This window comes from Pantoea sp. XAF26B01_ASV70, from assembly GCF_054512635.1.
The window spans coordinates 77,324-97,659 of sequence record NZ_JBTNCJ010000003.1; the positions used below are offsets into that span (position 1 = coordinate 77,324).

At 57.1% G+C, this 20,336-nt stretch carries 15 protein-coding genes and 3 pseudogenes; 6 read left to right on the forward strand and 12 right to left on the reverse strand.

Features of this window, described 5'->3' with window-relative positions; translation table 11 throughout:
• Positions 1-74 precede the first annotated feature (74 nt).
• Together ACX8ZY_RS22690 and ACX8ZY_RS22695 are read left to right on the forward strand one after the other, a co-directional pair.
• Positions 75-926, forward strand: coding sequence for an aldo/keto reductase (locus ACX8ZY_RS22690; RefSeq protein ID WP_337016616.1), 852 nt, complete (start codon positions 75-77; stop codon positions 924-926).
• A gap of 25 nt (positions 927-951) precedes the next feature.
• Entirely contained in the window at positions 952-1,941 is a 990-nt protein-coding gene (locus ACX8ZY_RS22695) for an aldo/keto reductase (protein ID WP_337016614.1), read from the forward strand.
• A gap of 34 nt (positions 1,942-1,975) precedes the next feature.
• On the opposite strand, the gene ACX8ZY_RS22700 is transcribed toward ACX8ZY_RS22695, so the two are convergent.
• Complete coding sequence (locus ACX8ZY_RS22700; protein ID WP_337016611.1) at positions 1,976-2,869, reverse strand: LysR family transcriptional regulator; 894 nt, start codon at positions 2,867-2,869, stop codon at positions 1,976-1,978.
• A 147-nt stretch (positions 2,870-3,016) separates the two neighbouring features.
• On the opposite strand from ACX8ZY_RS22700, the pseudogene ACX8ZY_RS22705 reads away from it, so the two are divergent.
• Positions 3,017-3,301 (forward strand): annotated as a pseudogene (locus tag ACX8ZY_RS22705) (NAD(P)H-binding protein); the annotation flags it as partial.
• Between the two features lie 148 nt (positions 3,302-3,449).
• On the opposite strand, the gene ACX8ZY_RS22710 reads toward ACX8ZY_RS22705, so the two are convergent.
• From ACX8ZY_RS22710 to ACX8ZY_RS22760, 11 genes and pseudogenes are all read right to left on the reverse strand, one after another.
• Positions 3,450-5,045: a tyrosine-type recombinase/integrase gene (locus tag ACX8ZY_RS22710; RefSeq protein ID WP_459261447.1), complete on the reverse strand. Its 1,596-nt coding sequence runs from the start codon at positions 5,043-5,045 to the stop codon at positions 3,450-3,452.
• A 522-nt stretch (positions 5,046-5,567) separates the two neighbouring features.
• Positions 5,568-6,512, reverse strand: coding sequence for a tyrosine-type recombinase/integrase (locus tag ACX8ZY_RS22715; protein ID WP_346530455.1), 945 nt, complete (start codon positions 6,510-6,512; stop codon positions 5,568-5,570).
• 121 nt (positions 6,513-6,633) lie between these two features.
• Positions 6,634-6,861, reverse strand: a pseudogene (locus tag ACX8ZY_RS22720) (Y-family DNA polymerase); the annotation flags it as partial.
• Between the two features lie 2 nt (positions 6,862-6,863).
• The gene (locus ACX8ZY_RS22725) at positions 6,864-7,241 is read right to left on the reverse strand and encodes a S24 family peptidase (protein WP_346530435.1); all 378 of its coding nucleotides are present in this window, start codon (positions 7,239-7,241) and stop codon (positions 6,864-6,866) included.
• 137 nt (positions 7,242-7,378) lie between these two features.
• Positions 7,379-8,713: a DUF1173 family protein gene (locus ACX8ZY_RS22730; protein ID WP_459261450.1), complete on the reverse strand. Its 1,335-nt coding sequence runs from the start codon at positions 8,711-8,713 to the stop codon at positions 7,379-7,381.
• Positions 8,714-8,741: 28 nt separating this feature from the next.
• On the reverse strand, positions 8,742-9,272 hold the full coding sequence (locus ACX8ZY_RS22735) for a phospholipase D family nuclease (RefSeq protein ID WP_346530431.1): 531 nt from the start codon (positions 9,270-9,272) through the stop codon (positions 8,742-8,744).
• A 456-nt stretch (positions 9,273-9,728) separates the two neighbouring features.
• On the reverse strand, positions 9,729-9,962 hold the full coding sequence (locus tag ACX8ZY_RS22740; RefSeq protein ID WP_033783562.1) for a KTSC domain-containing protein: 234 nt from the start codon (positions 9,960-9,962) through the stop codon (positions 9,729-9,731).
• Between the two features lie 245 nt (positions 9,963-10,207).
• Positions 10,208-10,522, reverse strand: a complete 315-nt coding sequence (locus tag ACX8ZY_RS22745; protein ID WP_129063545.1) for a contact-dependent growth inhibition system immunity protein — start codon at positions 10,520-10,522, stop codon at positions 10,208-10,210.
• Entirely contained in the window at positions 10,522-11,355 is an 834-nt protein-coding gene (locus ACX8ZY_RS22750; RefSeq protein ID WP_346530428.1) for an RNase A-like domain-containing protein, read from the reverse strand. Before ACX8ZY_RS22750 ends, ACX8ZY_RS22745 begins: the two co-directional genes overlap by 1 nt.
• 172 nt (positions 11,356-11,527) lie before the next feature.
• On the reverse strand, positions 11,528-11,764 hold the full coding sequence (locus ACX8ZY_RS22755; protein WP_346530426.1) for a DUF2767 family protein: 237 nt from the start codon (positions 11,762-11,764) through the stop codon (positions 11,528-11,530).
• A 473-nt stretch (positions 11,765-12,237) separates the two neighbouring features.
• Entirely contained in the window at positions 12,238-12,678 is a 441-nt protein-coding gene (locus ACX8ZY_RS22760; RefSeq protein ID WP_346530424.1) for a GNAT family N-acetyltransferase, read from the reverse strand.
• Between the two features lie 299 nt (positions 12,679-12,977).
• Here ACX8ZY_RS22760 and ACX8ZY_RS22765 point away from each other — a divergent pair.
• The 3 genes and pseudogenes from ACX8ZY_RS22765 to ACX8ZY_RS22775 form a co-directional block, all read left to right on the forward strand.
• A pseudogene (locus ACX8ZY_RS22765) lies at positions 12,978-13,265 on the forward strand (NUDIX hydrolase); the annotation flags it as partial.
• 444 nt (positions 13,266-13,709) lie between these two features.
• Positions 13,710-16,796, forward strand: coding sequence for an esterase-like activity of phytase family protein (locus tag ACX8ZY_RS22770; protein WP_337016542.1), 3,087 nt, complete (start codon positions 13,710-13,712; stop codon positions 16,794-16,796).
• 94 nt (positions 16,797-16,890) lie between these two features.
• Positions 16,891-20,250, forward strand: coding sequence for an autotransporter domain-containing protein (locus ACX8ZY_RS22775; protein WP_346530394.1), 3,360 nt, complete (start codon positions 16,891-16,893; stop codon positions 20,248-20,250).
• The last annotated feature ends 86 nt before the right edge of the window (positions 20,251-20,336 follow it).

The window sequence follows — 20,336 nt, forward strand, 5'->3', positions numbered from 1 at the left end:
GCTAATTGCCCTATCTAATCGGATAAATCACTTTGCGTTATGCTTTTCTCATACAACAGCTGAAGGATAACGTCATGCAAACTGTAAAACTGAACAACGGTATGGAAATGCCCCTGCTGGGTTTTGGTGTGTTTCAGATGTCAGATGCCGCTGAATGCGAGAGAGCTGTCATTGATGCCATCGATACGGGGTATCGACTGATAGATACCGCGGCCTCCTACCAGAACGAAACTCAGGTAGGGAACGCACTGAAACAGATCGGCATCGCACGTGAAGAACTCTTTGTGACAACCAAGCTCTGGTTGCAGGATACCAGCTACGAAGGTGCGAAAGCGCAGTTTGAACGTTCACTGAATCGGCTGCAGCTGGATTACGTTGACCTGTACCTTATTCACCAGCCTTACGGCGATGTCCATGGCGCATGGCGTGCCATGGAAGAAATGCAACAGGCCGGCAAAATTCGCGCCATTGGCGTAAGCAACTTTCATCCTGACAGGCTTGCCGACCTTATGGCCTTCAATAAGGTTGCCCCTGCGGTAAACCAGATTGAAGTTAACCCCTTCAATCAGCAACTGCATGCTGTGCCATGGATGCAAAGTCGTGGTGTTCAGCCTGAAGCATGGGCCCCTTTTGCAGAAGGGAGAAATGGCCTGTTTCAGCATCCTGTCCTGACTGCAATTGGTGAAAAGTACGGCAAAAGCGTGGGTCAGATTGTCCTGCGCTGGATCTTCCAGCGTGGCATTGTTTCACTGGCAAAATCTGTAAGAAAAGAACGTATGGAAGAAAATATCAATATCCTTGATTTTGAACTCGGTTCTGAAGATATGCTGCAGATTGCCGCCCTTGATACCGCCACCAGTGCCTTCTTCTCGCATCGTGACCCTGCGATGGTTGAATGGCTGACTGGCCGCAAACTTGACGTTTAAATCACGAAAAAGAGAGATTAATTCAATGCAGAAACGTCACCTGGGTAAATCCGGGCTGGAAGTGTCAGCTCTGGGACTCGGTTGCATGGGGCTCAGCCACGCCTATGGTCCGGCAACAGATACCCGTCAGGCTATCGAACTCATTCGTGCTGCGTTCAAACATGGCGTTACCTTCTTCGATACGGCTGAATTGTATGGCCCGTTTGTAAATGAAGAAGTTGTCGGCGAAGCCTTAAAGCCCTTCCGCGATCGCGTCGTTATTGCGACCAAATTTGGCTTTACCTTCGGCGATGACAATAAGCAGCAAATCTTAAACAGCCGTCCTGAGCATATCCGCGAAGCTGTTGAAGGGTCTTTACGTCGTCTCAAAACAGATGTTATTGATCTGCTGTATCAACACCGTGTCGATCCGGATGTGCCTATTGAAGATGTCGCGGGAACGGTGAAAGACCTGATTGCTGAAGGTAAGGTCAAACATTTCGGCCTTTCCGAAGCTGGCGCTCAAACTATTCGTCGAGCGCATGCGGTACAGCCTGTTACTGCCCTGCAAAGTGAATATTCAATGTGGTGGCGCGAGCCTGAACAGGAGATCCTGCCATTGCTTGAGGAGCTGGGCATTGGTTTTGTACCATTCAGCCCACTGGGCAAAGGCTTCCTTACGGGAGCAATTAAGCCTGGTGCGACTTTTGGTAAGGATGATTACCGCAGCACCGTGCCGCGTTTCGCCGCACAGGCGCTTGAAGCCAATGAAAAGCTGGTCGCTTTACTGGGTGAACTGGCTGCAGAAAAAGGGGCAACATCGGCGCAAATCGCGCTGGCATGGTTGCTGGCACAAAAACCCTGGATAGTGCCTATCCCGGGTACCACCAAACTGCACCGTCTGGAGGAGAACCTGGGAGCAGCAGAGATTATCCTTTCAAAGGATGATTCGCTTCAGATCACACAGGCGCTTGAAACGATACAAATCGTCGGTGAGCGTTACTCGCCTGAGCATCTGGCTCGTGTAGGTCGTTAAGACTCAAGCGGGTCTGCATCAAACTGCGGACCCGCTACTCTGAGTAACGAAGCGCGTCTATCATCAGCGCAAAAGCGGGCGGATGCTGTCTTCGGCTTGGGTAATAAAGGTAATATCCGGGGAAGGTGGGGCACCATTCCTGCAGAATCTGAATAAGTTTCCCTGACTTTACGTGATCCTGAATCATATTCTCAGGCACGCAGGCCAGGCCAAAGCCAGATAAAACAGCGTCGATCCTTTCTGCCAGCAGGTTAAACGTGACTTGTCCTTCAACCCTCACACGTAGCGGCTTTCCATCCTTCTCGAACTCCCAGTGATAAAGACCACCGGTCGTCGGTAAGCGCATATTGATGCATCGATGATTCTGAAGCTGATGCGGGGTGTCAGGCGCCGGGTTAGCTGCAAAATAGGAGGGTGCACCAACCACTGCCATTCTCATATCCGGGCCAATCCTTACGGCAATCATATCCTTAGCAACGCTTTCACCAAGGCGAACCCCGGCATCAAAACGCCCATCGACAATATCGACAAAACCATTATCAACAACCAGATCGACATGGATTTCGGGATATTCCTGGAGGAAAGGTTTCAACTTTGGCCATACCAGACTGCGTGCAGCATGCTCTCCTGCAGATAAACGGATATTGCCTGAAGCCGTGCCATTAAGTTGAATAAGCGACTCTAGCTCCTGCTCAAGATCGGCAATACGGGGTTCAAGGCAGGCGATAATTCTCTCACCAGCTTCTGTCGGGGCAACGCTTCTGGTTGTTCGGGTCAAAAGACGGATGTTTAAACGCTCTTCCAGTGATTTTATCGCGTGGCTAAGCGCTGACTGGGATACGCCGAGTTTGCCGGCAGCTTTAGTAAAACTTCGCTCCCTTGCCACAACAAGAAAGATCTGGAGTTCGTTGAAGTTTTCTTTGAGCATTGGCGATTTCCTTAATCAGGTATTCCCTCCACAGAGCACTCATGAAAGGTGGTCATAGATACAATCATTTTAACCCCATTACTGGAAAATATGATAATTAATATTCTGAGCATGTCGAAATAAGCCTTTAATATAATGAGGTTTATTATGAAAAAACTCGTTACTGGAGCGACAGGAAGTATGGGTCTTCATGTCATGAAAACAGCCATTGAATTGGGGCATCAACCTGTGGCTTTAGTCAGAAAACAGCGCAAAGTGAAATTGCTTCCTCATGGCGCTGATATTTTTAATGGTGATGTTTCTCTGCCTGAAACGTTAACTGATGTGACGAAAGACATTGATGCCGTTATTTTTACACTTGGTTCCGATGGTCAGGAGCGGATTGGCGCCAGAGCGTATTGTTTGAGGATCCTCACAAGGCTCCCAGCGCGATAGCCATATTTGAGGGCTGCAGTGTTCAGGTCCGGCTCACTGGAAATGTGCAGAAAAAGTAAATTCAGGCGGCAACTGAGCACAGTCGTTACCCTTTCGGAGCTACTTTTAATTGCCAATGTCTGCTTCTGGCACAAAGCTGCCCGTTTTAACCTTCGGGTTTAAGGGGCATTCTTTTAAGAGCCTGTTCGATTTTCTCTGCGTCCTGTTCCACGATGGCTCTTTCATCGGGTGTGAGCGGAACTTCTTCAAGGTAACGTCTGACAGAGGCTTTGCTTTCCAGTACCAGCCCGCGCGCGCTCTCCTTCAGCAGGTTAAAATCGCAGCCGATGCAGGCCATCCGGTGCTGACAGCTGCTCCAGAAGGGGTTCATGCAGTATGAATCACCCAGGTCATAGTACGTCGCGGGTCCGGTCAGACTCGCGGCTTCCGGATCGTGGTCAATCAGCACGCTTATCATGTGAGCCACCCTGTCTGCTTTTACGAACGAGGCGGCCAGCTGAGTCGGGCGGATGCGGATATAATGCATTGTCGACTGTGCGGATGAGTGACCTGACCACTGCATCAGCTCATGTAAAGACATGCCTCCGGCTACACTGGCCAGTGCTGTCACGGCAGAAGCACGGCCACGATGGCTTGTAATGGGACCACGTGAATCTTCTGCAGGCATTCCAGCTCTGGCGCACAGAAGCGGAATGACAGTGAGATTCACTATATTTCTTCCCACCGTTTTACCCCGGTTCTGAAACAGATAACGAACTTTTTCACCTGTGCGTTCATCCGTAAGTGCTGCCTGCTCCTGAGGACGCTCACTGAGCCAGATATCGACATATTTTTTCACAACAGACGAGACCGGCTTAACAAAAGCTTTAGACGTTTTGCCGGCCGGCACGCTGAGATAGCACAGGGTGCCGGCCGGGATAGCGCTGCCGTTTTCCTGCGGAATGTCATCCGCCTGCGGAGTAACGCAGCTGATTGTCAGGCGCATCAGTTCGTTCTGTCGCAGCCCGGCATGTGTCCAGATAACCGCCATAGCCTGGAGCATAGACAGGGGATAATGAATTTCGCTCAGCAGATCTTCCTGACGCAGATTCAGGCTTGCCCAGACCAGTTTCAGCCAGACCGGATCATCAATGACACGGGGACTTACGCCCTGACGAAACAGCGGCGTGTCCGGCGTGGACAGATGACGGGCCGGACTGAACCTTAATCGGCCCCACCCCCAGCTTTCATAATCAAGCATAAAACGGCGAACGGAATAAACAAACCGGCTGCGGGAATGCGGCATCAGGGGCTCTCCTGAGCGGTTTGAACGCCGGCCCCCTTTAACTGTGTCCAGTGACAGCCCGTCCACTTTCAGTCTGCCGACCATTGCAATAAAGCTGGCGCAGGTTTCCATTGTCCAGTCAGACGGCTCGCATATTTCCGGCTTTTCCCGGGCAAGCCACAGGCCGCAGCGGAGAATGAAACTGTACTGAGTTTCTCTGGAGCGGGGGCGGAGTACCGACGTTTCCCGCCACTTCCGGCACCACCGGGCCCAGTCAGGTGCGATACCTTCTGTTGGCTTTTCATGCCATTCCTGATAGTTACGCATTCTCAGGGGGCTTTTTATAATTCCCATAGCAGCAAGTGCATAGGATATTTTTCCTGTCACTCTTGCGATCCCCCGGTCATGGCAGTTCTGCCCCCGCCACAGCAGTTCTGTCGTGAACGTTTCAAGACGCGGATCGTTGTTCATCAGCATCAGAACACCCAGCATACCTGACAGGTTGTGTTTCTGATTCTGCCCGACATATCCCAGTGAGATCTGAACATCTGTCAGCCGGTTAAGTTCATGACTGACAATACTCCGGCCGTAGATGGCACTGGCATACAGCGACGGTGCGCCATGCACTGGCAGGCTCAGCGCAGAGGGAAACGGGCCGAGATGAAAGGCAAAGGCGACAAGCAAAGGCCTGCCGGAACTGTGCTGCTGACAGAGCGTTAACCACCTTTCCTGCGTCCACAGCCAGCAGGGCTGACCCGCCCGGTGCGTTTCTGCCAGAACGGCAAGGATGATAATTCTGACCAGTCTGACACTGATATCGCTGCGCGAGGCTATGTCCTGCAGGGGCAACAGTAAAAACGGCAGAGAACCAGGCCGATCGAGCGCAGCTGACCGCCGGTAGCCTGCACTTATCGCGTCTCTTTCTTCAGGGCTTAACGCATCACTCAGCTGATAGTCTGTGCGTTTAAAAGGCACATAAGTGACTCTGGCCGTTTTTTTTCATTCATCAGTGAGGCTCCCCTGAAAAATAAGTCCGGCAACCTTCCTGTCGGTTTCAGCCACGGCTGCGGTTATCCGGCCAGCCAGATCGGAACCTGACAGATGGATATAAATCTGAGTGGTGCGCGGATCCCTGTGTCCTGCATAAGTCGCCAGTTCATGCAGCTTCCAGCCGGCCCGTGCCAGATGGGTCAGACGAAGATGGCGGAAGGTATGGGTTGTAATATGTGGAAGCCCGGTATCCAGAGCCCATCTGCGTACGGTTTTACTCCAGTTCCACACAGAAAGAGATGCACCGTAATTACGATCAGAAAATGAACGGAACAACGCACCCTGTGTCCGGCCAGCCTGCTTCAGCTGCCGGAAATGGTTTGCCAGTACCGGCGTCACATCCGGACCATAACATACAACCCTTTCCCGCCTGCCTTTCGTTGTTTCTGCACGGATACGGATCAGGCGATGAGCAGGGTCAATATCCTCAAGCGCCAGAGCTGTCACCTCTGCACGCCTGAGAGCACCAAAATAGGCAAGCGCGAGCATCAGCCGGTCACGCAGGGAGGCAACTGAAACATGTTTAAGAAATCTCAGCCATTGCTCATCATCTGGTATTACGGGTAAGCGGGTGATACGCGGGACCAGCCCCCGCCCGGTATAAATGGCACCGGGTAAACCCGCACGGGGGAGCGGATTGAGACTGCATATATCCTGATAAACCAGAAAATCATACCAGAGACGGATCGCAGACAGGCGCAGCTGGAGCGTGGCGCTGGCCGCAGGAAAAGGCATGCCGGGCAGCTGAGGGCTGATGTACGCGGCCAGGTCTTCAAATCGGGCCTTTTCAGGTTCAATCCGGTTCTGGCGGCAGAAAGCAAAATAGTGGCGGAGGGCACTGCGGTAGGCGGCGAGTGTGGCCTGTGTCCGGCCCAGATCGGATAACAGTTTCAGTCAGCGCTCGGCCAGTAACAGCACGTGTTCATCCGGTGGGATCGGCATTGTGTTCACCTCTGACAGCAACACTGCTGCTCAAAGCTTACTCAGTCAATGTTGCATTCCACGTAACTTACTAAAGCTCATAATTAGAGCTGAACACCTGAACGCCGTTCTGCCTGAAAAAGCGCTCGTTCTGAAACAGCGGGGCGGCCATTTTTATACCCATGCGCTTTGCTTCGGCCGAACGTGCGATAACGCATCCGTCGTTATTCGACACAACGACGACAGGTTTACTGCGCAGATCAGGCCTGAATACGGTTTCGCAGGAAGCGTAAAAATTATTGGCATCGGCCAGCGCAAACATGATTACTCTCCCGCCGGTCCGGTGAATCCCAGCCCGGCTACATCGGTGAGTGCGTAGGCAACCACACCCCACACGGGAAGTCCCTGACTCACATCCAGCAGGGTGACGGTTTCATCCGCATCCGGCGCCTGCAGGGCGGGAACAGGGTCGAGCAGCAGGCGTCGCAGCGTCAGCTCCCCGTCGGACTCGGCCACAATGAGCTGACCGTGCTCCGGTACCAGCGAACGATCGATGGCCAGCACCGACCCTTTCACGATGCCGGCATCGGGAAAGCTGCTGTCGCTGCGCATCAGGTAGGTTGAATGAGGTGAAAGATGAACGAGGTCGCCCAGACTCAGGCGTGTTTCGGTGTAGTTCTGGGCCGGGCTCTGAAAGGCCATGAAAATACTCCATTCTGACAGCTTTTCAGCTTTAAGACGTGAACCTGTAACGCCGCTGTCTGCCACACAGTGCGTATCCGTTACTCAGAATGTCAGTATATGCCGCCAGCCGGACAGTTGCCTGCATTAAACTGTGCTCAGCGGGGCGGAAAGGCCGGTATATCATGGCCTTCAGGGTCTGCTGAGGCATCCCACTGCCACCATCGCCCGGCCCCGAACTCTCTGTCGTACGTCACCGTTTTAACCTGTTTACGCTGCAGATAATCCGGGGTATTCATACCGAACACCTCCATCGGCAGGGCTTCTGCGCCGGCAACGTCAGTCAGTACAAAGTCAGGGAAAACATTTTCCTCACCGTCATAGCGCAGCGGCTTGATGAACGCGCGTTTTTCCTGCCACAGACGCGTCTCGACCATTCCCTCATAGCGCGAGTCCAGGGGAATGTAGCGCGGACTGACGGTCATCAGCGCCGCATCGATTATCCTGCAGCTGCTGCGCGGCAGGTTCTGCCCGTCTCTTCGGATAAAAACCGTTTCCGGCGGCTCGGTTTCACAGATAACCATGACCCGGGCACCGCGGCGCCAGTCTCCCAGTTCGCGCGAAAAGCTCCGCGCGAGGCGCGCTCTGACGTCATCAGGCAGCTGCAGCGCGGGAAAACCGGCAAACAGTCCCAGCGGAAGCGTGGACTCCAGTCGCGCATCGGCCGCGTCACTCCAGGCAGCCAGCTGCGAGATCAGGATGAGACGGCGTGACTTGCTGCCGGCGTCTCTGGCAACATGACGGTTCTGCACGGCCTGCGCTGAGTCCTTCGTGGCCATCAGAAGCAGCGACTGCTGCAGCGGGACCCGTCCGATACGTACGCGTGCGGCAGCTTCATTCAGCCGCCAGCTGACCCAGCCCGGATAGCGTTTTTTCCGGTCAAAGGCGGGGTACCAGACGTTGATGCCGGACTGCTCCCAGAGCAGGTGCAGCAACCCCAGCGGGCGCATCGAGGGCTGCCGGCGCCGCTTAACAGGTCCGGCGCTGACCGGGAGCGCATCCGGTTTTTTTTCCAGGATATCTTTCTTCTGCAGACCGGTGGGAAGGCGTATGACAATGTTCCCGTCCGGTGACGCCTTTACGGCGTCAGGTGCATAAATAGCGGCCTGCCTTTCATCTGACCAGACGGAATAAAAGCGGCAGTCCGGTGCGTGCTCATGGCCGGAAAAAGGCCATGACGCGAGCCAGCACTGATCTGTTTTCTGGGAAAGGTGCACCTTCAGGCGCCGGCAGTGCGCGTTCTCATCGGGTGGCCGGCACAGGCAGGTCACCACCGTCGTGGCTTTATTATCCCGCGCGTATTTCAGCCAGCGCTGCCACTGTTCCGGCTTATCCGCACGGAAGTCTGCTGCGCATTCCCGCGTTCCGCGCTGGCCGGCAAACCGCACCGGAAATGTTTTCTTTGCCGCTATAATAAGCCACCTCCCGATCACAATACTGAATATGAGACCTACATGTTTCTTAATTCAGCCTGTCCGCTGAGCAGGCTACAGGCGAAGATTCATTCCACAGACGGTTAAATTCCATCTGATACTGTCGCGCGGTTGCCGGCTCGCCCGTAATAACCAGCGCGTTTTCAGCATTTCTTTTTTCAGCCGATGACGTGTAATTAAACGATCCGGTTTCAACCGCGCTTCCGTCAGCAACAATAAATTTATTGTGCATGATGCTGTACATGCCGTTGACGCGCACCTGCACACCCGCGCAGGCCAGCGCGCTGACGAGTGACCAGTGGTCCCGGCTTTTCTTTTCATCGGCAACCAGGCGCACTGACACGCCCCGCGCTACAGAAGCAGCCAGCGCCTGCGCCACGGGCTGGCTAGTGAAGTCCCAGGCTGCCACATCCACGCTCTGGCGCGCGCTGCCGGCGAACTGCAGTATCAGGTTCAGCGCCGTGCCGCCGGGAGAGAATCCTGCCGTCACCGCAGCGAACGAACAGGGCATAAATGCAATCGCGCATAACGCTATTACTCCGGGTTTATATTTAATCATGGATAGTCGCCCTGCAGGATAAATAAGTCACCATTCTATCACGCAGCGCGTTTATTTAATTAAATAACGTCCTGTTACTGTCGCAACATAATATAAAAAATGCGTGTTAAGTCATTATTAATCCCTGCCGATAATATAATTCACACAGGGAGCGGGGGAACCATGAACGAATTTCACGAAATAAACATTCTCACATCGCGCGGTGATATTAACGGGGCACTTTCACTCATCTGCAAATGGAGTGAGAGCATTGCCCGTAAAATTATGAAAAAGGCCGGTTACAGTGTGACGCCGCATCCCGGTCGCGCGTTCTGGTCATGGGTGCAGGCCACGCTGACGGATTCAGCCCGGCAGCGCCGCTGTGGCTACCGGGTGCGGGCTGAGCGCAGGGCACCCGTCCGCTACTGTCGCCAGCAGGCGCGGGAGAACTATGATGCGTACGCGCAGATGATGGCCTCAGACGTCGCGCCGCAGGCTGAGGCTGCCCCGCACAGAGAGATAGCGTCCATCGATGCTGGTCCTGAAAAAAGTGTCGCTGTCTGCGGCCGCACAGAAGGCCTGATACACCTTTGCCGGCACGGCCAGCCAGCGCCTGCACGCGCCGTTCCGGTACTCCAGCTCCAGCACGCCGGTGGTCGCATCGTATCCCGCGCTGCTGAAAAGCGCAGACGTCACTTCATGTCTGTTCATGGCGTTATTCCTGGCAGTTCCCGGATGAATGAAATCGTTAATCGTAAAAGTGCGGGTCGCACGTACAGAATGCCCGTGCAGGGTAAAATACAACGTTATGTATCCGGCTGTTCACTGGCGGCTCGTCCGCTGCATGTCCGTTATTCTGAGCCACCCCGGGCATTCACTGTAGCCTGTAAAAAGGGAACCCGGAGGAACAGGGACCCGGCAATGCTGACTGCTTCGCGGGGATCGACGGCTGGATATCAGCGTTCACGGTTTTTAAGCGCGGCAGACACTCTGGCCTGTACCCGCGCCAGAAACGCCTGCGCCGTGGTGTCCCAGTTCGCCGGCACAAACTCCCCCTTATAATGCGCCCGGAAATCCAGCTCGGTATCGTCGCACCCGTCCAGAAACAGTTCAATGTCTGCCAGCAGGGCGTGAAGATTCGCGTCGGGCATGTCGTGAATGTAGGCCTGAATTTTGGGCTCTATCTCATGCCCGGGTTCGGCCATAACGTAGTCCTGACCGAAATAGACGCCGATAAAATTATCCAGTTCGCTGATGCTGATACGGTCCACTATACCTCCGGAAACGCAGTCAGAATAAAACAGGGTTTACCGTTAAATGACCTGAAATCAATCTCCACGCGGACGGCATAACAGGTAACGGTCTCCTGATTTCCTTTGCGTACCATAATCCCCGTGGGGTGCGCAAACCGCCGGCTCAGGCGCATGCGGGCCCGCATGCCAGGCGGAACGTTCTTCACCCACATCGCTATCTGATTTTTATTGTCCGCCAGCACCCGGCTGATGATTGCCTCTGCCTCACGGAGTGATTTAAAGCTGCTGGATTCTTCAAGCCTGGGCTCCCTGATAAGCCTTTCACGTAGCTCATCCGGCGACTTGCCGATGTGTCGTTCGATGGTATGGCCACCGGGCGCACGTCCTGAAAGTGACTCGTGCTCAGCGATTCTGAACCGCCCGCCGCGTACGGCAATGGCCCGCTCTGCGCCAGCCGCCAGTGCAAACGCCATCGGTATGGCGATATCGACCGTCAGGCCAACCTTCATGGCGGTCTGGCGGTCAGCACCGAGGGATTCCGCGAGCCCCACAGCGGAATTAAAGGTATCGGTACTGACCTGCCTGCCGGTCCAGACCTGCCGGAGACTGGCCTGAATGGTATCAAGTCCGTGCGTTCCGACAAAGACGCAGCCGGCTTTGGTCAGCATGGTGGGCTCCGGCACCACGCACAGGGCGCCTGCACCGAACAGTTCCACCACGCCACCCGCCAGCCCCAGCCCGCCGGATATACGGTTACTGGCTGATTCACCTTCACTGACGCTGCGATCAGAGAGTACGGCTGCCAGCTGCACCGGCGAAAGCGCTATCCTCAGTCCCTGTTCTTCTTCCACAGAATCCTCCTTTTCATAACCGGTACGTCATTAACTCAATTTATAACCGGCACGGCTTCAGGTTGCAAACCGGCGGCAGCTTGGCGCCTGTCCTCAAACAGGACAGCGAAAAAAGAGTTATGGCCACCGGTTTCAATACCAGGGATAACCGGAGTGAACCCGGCCTGTGCTTTCAGAGCGTTTCCGCATTGTCCACATCCGGAAGAATTTCCAGCTTATCGATAACGATCTGCATGACGTCCGCCATACCTGGTGACCATTTATCAGGTATGTCGAGCTCCGAACGGAATATCCCTGCCAGCCCTATGCGGGTGGTTTCAAGTCCCGCATCGGCCAGCATGAGCACGGCTTCACCCAGCAGGCGGTATGCCTCTTCTGAATCCCGCTGTTCTGCTTCAGTAACCTGCATAGCATGTACCTCTCAGACGTAGCCGGACAGGCGAGCAGTGCGCAGCCTGTCCCGTTAATGCCGCGTCAGCGGCATGGAGGCGCCAGAAACTGTAAAGGACGGCTTCAGATGCCATCGGGCGCCGTAAGCCCGGCAGAGCCGGTTACAGGGCTGATGGTGGCAAAACCCCAACCCCGTCCTTGTATCTAACATTATGTGGTGATTAGCTACCATCACACGAAGCAGAGTCAGCCGGTCCCTTTCCTGAGGACGGTTTAAAAGCCGATCCTGTCTGGCAGCTTACGGATCTCTGCTTCACCTTTCACGCCAGCACATTTTGTTGAACGGTTACCGGGAGCCCAATGACCTACTCCCCGTTGATTAACATAAACTGATGCTAGTAATGTCTGCTCCTGGCACGGATCGGAAATGCGCGCTCGGTAAGGTCAGCTGTGAGGGAGGTGCGGGCATCAGCCCTATAAACTGCTGGAAACTCATAATTTGATGCTATAACGGACAAAGTCCTCCAGTACTGCCAGCCTATCGTAAAGCGCACGGGCTGGGTTGGATTCACGTGTAACCCAGTAAACCTTTGCCCAGGATTTTTTCTCAGCTTCTTTGCGGATTGCTTCTATTAGTGATTTCCCCGCTCCAAAACCTCTCTTATTTTCATCCACATAGAGATCTTCTAAGTAACATAGCGGCTGCGTGATCCAGGCACCCTCGTGTAAAACGATAATGGCAAAACCGACAATTTTTCCATTCATCTCAGCAACCCTGCACATCAGTGGAGATTCTGCTGACAGGGCCCGGTTCCAGGTTGACTGAGTGATAGTGATATCAAGCTCACATCCGGCATACGCGAGGTATTGTTTCCAGAGTAACATCCAGCCTTCATAATCTTCGGCATTAACTTCACGGACTTCGATGGCCATTCTGTATTCCTGATTCCGGTGAGTATACCTGATACTAATTAATAGCTTCGGGTAATCAACTTTTGTCGCGTATTTTCATATGAAAATTTCACTCTCTTTTTTTATTCACCACCCGCACCTCTACTTCCGCTGTTGGCACAAAGCGGACGGAATCAGATGAACGTCCGCTAAGAGCGAAAAGCGGACGTTGAGTGAGATTAAAACTGTAAGAAATTACAGACCTATAGGGAGATTCAGGCTGCAATTTATGTTTATATAAATATTGAGAATCAGTATGTAAGCTTTTTTTAGGGGGATATGTGCGCATTAGACCATCATCTCGACTGATCATTCTTTCGCCTGAAAATAATGTCCTGCTCTTTAGGTTCTGTCATAAGGATGATGCTCTAAGGGGAAAAACATACTGGGCAACTCCGGGAGGAGGGCTTGAGAAAAATGAATCTTTCGAGCAGGCCGCTATACGCGAATTATTTGAAGAAACGGGATTGAAAAAAACATTAACAGGACCAGAAGTAGCGTCCCGAACCTTCACAATGATGTTACCAAGTGGGGAGACAGTACTTGCTGATGAGCGTTTCTTTATAATGGGGGTTGAGGGCCAATGGACCGAAAACGCACGTTAAAGATGTAACTCGTTGTTTTAATTAAAACAAATTTAATGCCCTCAGCTTCCCCTTCAGAATATCATCCGGCAACGTGAACGTATAATGCGCCAGCGTATTAATATGCACGTACACCTGCGCGCGATACCCTCATCTCCGGTTTCTTCTCCATGACTGCGCATCCGGCCCAGGGCTTCCAGCGAACTTGGCGTTCTCAATATCACCGGTGCATCAGTGACCGCCCCGACGGATCTTTCTGACCTTCACTTATCCCTCGCTGTGTATACCTTGGCTTTTTTCACTCCACTTATCTCTCCGGCTACAAATGTCTGAATTCAGTCTTTTTCTGCCATAAAAATGAAACAGTAATCCTCTATAACCCCTCAACAAAAATCGTCTTTACAGTTCCTTTAAATTATGGGTGTGGTGATGGAGTTTTTTTGGGGGGATCAGCGTCAGAATTTCCGGCGCAGCCTGCTGTGCGCGGCCTGTATGGCGGTGACGCTGCCGTCACAGGCCGATGACGGCAGATTCAGTGGCAATACAGAAAGCTATGGCACAGATATACCCGCAATGAGCGGACTGAGCTATCAGAACAATGTGACTTTTCCGACGGGGGAGCGTTATGACGGCTGGACCATCGGGGGCCTGTCGGGTATCGACCTTAACCGAGACAACGGGCAGTTTGTTGCCGCACGCGATAACACCCGTCTCGGTCTGGGCCCGGGCGGCGCCGGGCAGACCTCACTCTTTACGCTTGAGCCGGTATTTACACCCGAACAGCCGGGCTACGGCATCCGCTTCACCGGCGTCACCCCATTAAATAATCCGGCCTGGCAGCCCGAAACCAACGGGCTCGAGTCGGTGCGCCATGACCCGTCCGGTGACGGCCTGTGGCTGAGCTCGGAGTCCGAAAATGTGCTGTATCACCTCCACGCTGACGGCACGACACGCGATACCATCCGGCCGCCGGAAACCGTGACCGGCAGCGGGGGCAACATCCAGCTGGAGGGTATGACCTTCACCCACGAGGGGGCGCTCTGGGTCATCCGGGAGGCGCCGCGCGCGCAGGACAGCGGCATAACCCGCCTCTCCCGCCTGAGTGAAGACGGCAGGGTGCTCGCGCAGTATCCGTACCGCATGGACGGCATCTCTGGCAACGGCGTGTCCGAACTGCTGGCCGTGAGCAGCAGCAGCTTCCTGGTGATGGAGCGAGCCTGGGACGGTAAAGGGGCGGGCACCGCTCCGACCAGTCAATCGCATAATTCCATCCGCATCTACCGTGTGGACGTTGCCGGAGCACCGGACATCAGCGGCAGCGCGTCCCTGAGTGCGGGCAGCACGCTGCCCGTCAGCAAGACCCTGATTTTTGATTCGAAAGCGCTTGCGGGCGTGCTGAATACCTGGGACACCAAGGTGGATAACGTGGAGGGGATGAGCTTCGGCCCCACGCTGCCTGACGGCCACACGTCGCTCATTCTGGTGTCTGACAATAACTTCAGCACCACGCAGCGCAAGACGCAGTTCATCATTCTCCGGCTGGACTCACTGCTGCCGGATGAACAGTACTGGGACGGCAGCACCCCGATGGCGGACGGACGCGCGGGTGGCGGTAACGGCGCCTGGCAAAGTGGCATGTCGGCTGAAAACTGGACGCGGGCGGGTGGCCTGATTAACGACGGCTGGGGCGGCAAAACTGCCATTTTCCGCGGCGCCCCCGGGACGGTCACCGTTGACAATTCCGGGGGGCAGGTTTCGGCACGTGAGCTGCGTTTTCTGGTCAGCGGCTATACCCTCATCGGTCAGGCGCTGGGCATGGACCCGTCCGGGTTGACGGTCAGCGTGCCCGCTGCGGGAGACACAGCGGTTATTGCGGCACCGCTTACCGGCAGCAGCCCCCTGACCAAAAGCGGTGCCGGCGCGCTGGTGCTGAACGGCGACAGCACGGCGACCGGCCCGACTGAGGTCCATGCCGGCCGTCTTACCGTTAATGGCACGCTGCCGGGGACCATGACCGTCGACAGCTCAGCAGTCCTTGGCGGCAGTGGCCATACAGGTGGCATAACCTTACGTTCCGGTGCGACCCTGTCACCCGGCGCCGCAGGCAACACGCTGACTGCCGCGGGTGACGTAACCCTGGAGCCCGGTTCGCACTATGTCTCGACGATTTCGGCGGACGGCCGCAGCGACGCGCTGCACAGCAACGGACGCATCACCCTCAGCAGCGCTGACCTGTCCGCCCTGTCCGCATCAACCGGCAACCTGCTGACGCAGCGGGAGGTGCAGTCGCTGGACGGCCGGCGCTTCCGCATCCTTGACGCAGCCAGCGGCTTCAGCGGGCATTTCAGCACGGTTTCCCCGGCCTGGCTTTTTCTTGGCGTGCATCCCGACTATGACGCCACGGGCGTGACGCTGACCGCCGGGCGCAATGCCACTCCTTTTACCGCTCTTGCCGGCACGGCTAACAGCCGCGCGGTGGCAGCGGCGGCTGACGCTCTTCCCGCCGGTCATCCGGTCCGCGAGTCCCTGCTGGGCATCAGCAGTGCCGGTGAGGCCCGAAGTGCGTTCAGCACCCTCAGCGGCCAGCTGCATGCGGACGTGCTGGAGAGCCTGGCGGATCAGTCCGCTGCCGTCAGGACGGCGCTCGAAGACCACCTGCAGAGTGCCGGAGCTCCCTCCGCTACAGAAGCGCAGGCCGGTCACGGACTATGGGGGAAACTGCTGGGCGCTCAGGGCCATTCGGCCGGGCAGGGAGGGGATTATGGCTATGACGACAGTGCGTACGGCGCGCTGTTTGGGGCAGACCTGACCGGACGCTACGCGCGGGCAGGCGCTGCTCTGAGCTACACCCGTTCATCGGTGGACGGGGGCGCGGACGGCAGCGCCACGGGTGACAACGGCTGGCTGTCGACGTATGGCAGCTGGACGCCGGGCGCGCTGACGCTCAGCGCGGGCAGCGTGCTGGGTGTGCATCGTGCTGAAACAGAACGGAGGGTGGCTTACGGTACCCAGCGTGACACTGATACGTCCCATTACGGCGCCCGGTCAGTACAGGTTTTCGGCAGTGCGGCATATGACCTGCTTTCCGGTCCGGCGGTCCTGGCATCCTTCACCGGTCTCCGCTGGGTTTCGCTTTCGCGGAATGCGCTGCAGGAAAGCGGCGGGGCGGCCGCGCTGAGCGCCGGGCGGGAGGAAGTGCATGCACTGCAGTCAGTGGCCGGATTAGAGGGCAATACCGCCTGGCAGATTTCGCCCGTGGAGCAGCTCCATGTTTACGGTCGTGCGGGCTGGCAGCACGCGCTTAGCGCTGTCAGCCGGGACGCCACCCTGCACTTCAGTACAGGGAATGCCTTTACCGTACGGGCCCCCGATGCGCCACGTGACGCAATGCTGCTGAAGGCCGGGGCCGAATGGCGCGCAGGCGATACTGTTGCGGTAACCGCCGGCTGGTCCGGCCTGCTGTCCGTCCGGCATCAGGCGAACAGTTTTGAGGCTGGCGTGCGCTGGCAGTTCTGAAGAATCAGAAATATTCTCAGGAGCAAAAGTTTGCGGAGGGCGTTTCCGTCCGCGTGATTAATCCGGCCCGGCAGGGCTTACTCAGGGGTAAAAAATGCAACAATACTTATTCAGGCGAACTGTCCCGGCCATCTGTATCAGCCTGCTTTTTTTTCAGGGTGGCACCCGGGCCGAACAGGCACATGAGATACTCAGCGGCTTTACCGACATACAAAAAAACCGGCCGGACATTATTGCGCAGAACCTGCAGGACGTGAAAGACATCATGGGCGCCAGTACAAAGACCGACCAGCGCGCGGCCATCGCAGATAACACCAATTATTCTGCCACCCAGATAGCCGGGCCAGCGTTGGGCGGGCTGCAGCCCCTGAATCCCGGCATTGACGGAACGGGGTGGCAGCTGGCCAGCCGGGAGGGAACGCCTGCCTATGCCGCCGCCGGGGATGCAAAAAAGTACTACAACACCCTTCGTCCTTTCCTGGTGGATAAAAGTATTCATAATCTGGTTGGTGCCGGCGGGTCGTCCTTTCCCAGTGGTCATACTACCAACGGCTATATGGACTCACTTTATACAGCCTGGATATTTCCCGAACGCTACCAGCAGATAATGACCCGGGCCAGTGAGTACGGGCTGCACCGCATCGTCAATGGCGTGCACTATCCGCTGGACACCATCGCCGGGCGCATGCTGGGGGAATGGGCTTTTGCCGGTACAATGGCAGCCGGCGGCGGGCTGGCAGGGGCCGTAAAAAATACGGCAGAAAACGTGCGTGCAGCAATGCTGAAGGCCTGCGGCGGCAAAACTATTGCTGCGTGCGCGGATGGAGGCAGCAGCGATGCGTTTGGCAATTACACCAGAAACCGGGCCGACTGGGAAAGCCGGCTGACCTACAGCCTGCCCGCGGTGGGGCCGGGGGATAAGCCCGCAGTGGTGCCACAGGGCGCGGAATACCTCATCATGACCCGCTTCCCCTACCTGAGCGCGGACCAGCTGCGGGAGGTGCTGCGCACGACCGAACTGCCATCGGGCATCGTGCTGGATAACGGCGAAGGCTGGGCACGTCTTGACCTGTTCCGGGCGGCCAACGGCTACGGAGCCATTGACGCCGGCACCACCGTGACCATGGACGCCGCGCGGGCGGCCGATGACACGCAGCCGGGGGCGGTCTACAACGCCAGCGACATCTGGAGTAACGACATCGGCGGGCGCGGCGTGCTGACCAAGGCCGGCAGCGGCGAACTGACGCTGACGGGGCACAACACCTTCGGCGGCCTCTCCGTCAGCGGTGGCACCCTGCGGCTGACGGGCATTAATGAATACTCAGCCGGCGTGAACGCAGATAGCGGCACCCTGGCGCTGGAAAACGGCTCGCTGCAGACGCAGGGCGATATCATTACGGCCCCCGGCGCTACCCTGCGCCTCAGTGGCGGAACGCTGGGGTCACAGAACGGTGACCTCCGCATTACCGGCAGCACAATCCTTGCCGGGTCTGGCGAGGTGAACGTGGCTCCGGGGCGTCAGGGCAGCCTCTCCGGCACGGTCAGCGGACCGGGTGGCCTGGTCAAATCCGGCACCGGGACGCTGTCGCTCACCGGCAGCAACAGCTATGCGGGCGGGACGCACGTGACCGCCGGTAAGCTTGACCTCGGAACATCGTCAGCAGCAGGCACCGGCACCATTGCGCTCGACGACGGCACAACCCTCGACTACAGCGACGGTATCACAGTGCTTAATCCCCTGCTGCTGACCGGGGCCGTGAACCTGGCAGTTGACAGCGGTGAAGCCACTCAGGCGGGCAGTATCAGCGGCACCGGGATGTACGCACTGACAGGCACCGGCCGCCTCAGCATCACGGGTGACACGTCAGGATTCAGCGGGCACACGGATATCAGTCAGACCTCAGTCAACGTAACCAGCGCCCTCGGCGGCAGCGTCAGCATCAGAGACGGTGGCACGCTGGCGGCCAACGGTCCCCTGACGTCAACGGTTGACGTCAGTCGCGGCGGTACCCTGAAAGGCAGCGGCAGCACCGGCAGCGTGCATGTCGGCACCGGCGGCACCGTGGCACCCGGCAATTCGCCGGGCACGCTGCGCGTGCTGGGTGACCTGAACATGGATAAGGGGAGCGTCTATAGCTGGGAAACGGACCCCGCCACCGGCCACAGCGACCTGCTCTCCGTCTCCGGCCGGGCCACCCTCGCAGGTGGTCAGGTCCTCCACATGGGTGAGGCCGGCACCTACTCACCGCTGGCCACCTACACCATCCTGACGGCGGCGGGGGGCGTCAGCGGTCAGTTTGACGGCGTCGCATCGGACTACACGTTCCTGGCGCCGCAGCTGGGCTACACATCCGACCGCGTCACGCTGCGGCTGGTACGTAACGACGTCAGCTTCGCTTCCGTGGCGCAGACGTTTAACCAGCGCGAGGCAGCTCAGGCCGCTGAACGCTTCTCTCCTCTGGGGTTGCTGTACAGCAGTCTGGCGGTGCTGAACGCGCCGCAGATGCGCACTGCGCTCGACAGCCTGTCCGGCGAAACATATGCCTCCTCTGCCACGGCGCTGGCTGAAAACAGCCGCTTCCTGCGTGAAGCGGCGCTGGACCGCCTGCGTGAACATCACGGCAGCGGCGTAGACGCCTGGGTGCGGCCCTGGAAGTCAGACGGTTCGCTTTCGGGGGGCGGACCGTCAGCCGGTTCGCTTGACGGCAGTGCGTCCGGCATGATGGTGGGCGTGGACGGGGGCACCGACTGGGGCTTAAGGGCAGGCGTGCTGGCCGGCACCGGCTCGTCCTCCTGGCGTTCGGGCGGCGGAAGCACCGGCAGCGATGATCAGCTTTTCGGACTCTACGCCGGCGGTCAGTGGGGGCCGGTTGCGCTGCGCGCCGGCGCGGGATACAGCCACCACGACCTTGACACGCGCCGCAACGTGAGTTTTGAAGGCTTCAGCGAGCAGGAGCAGGCGGGCGCGCATGCGTCCGTGATGCAGGCGTTCGGCGAGGCGGGATACGTCATGGAGACCGGTGCCCTTACTGCAGAGCCGTATGCCGGAATCACGGCCGTGAAAACCCGGCTTGGCAGCTTCAGCGAAATCGGTGGTGAGGCCGCGCTGCAGGCTGCCGGTGGCGACCAGACCAGCACCTTTTCCACCGCCGGACTGCGCGCCTCGTGGCGTCTGAAGGCCGGCAGGGTCAGCGTGCGGCCTTATGCCGATGTGGCGTGGCGGCATGTGCTGAGCGGCGGAACACCGGAGCGGGAGATGGCGTTTGCGGATACCGGCGCCGGCTTCCGCGTGCGGGGGGCACCGCTCAGCGCCGATGCCGCCGTGGCCGGTGCCGGCCTTGAGCTGGCAGACGCTGGAAATGAGACCAGCCTGACGCTGGGATGGAACGGAGTTTACGGTGAAAACGGGCGACAGGAGAACGCCGGAAACCTGACGCTGAACGTGGCATTCTGATGCGGGCGCTATGGCCTGGTTATCCTTTCTCTGAAGCAGAGCCGGCAGGGTAACATCCCCTTCGCGGCTCTGTGTTCAACACAGTA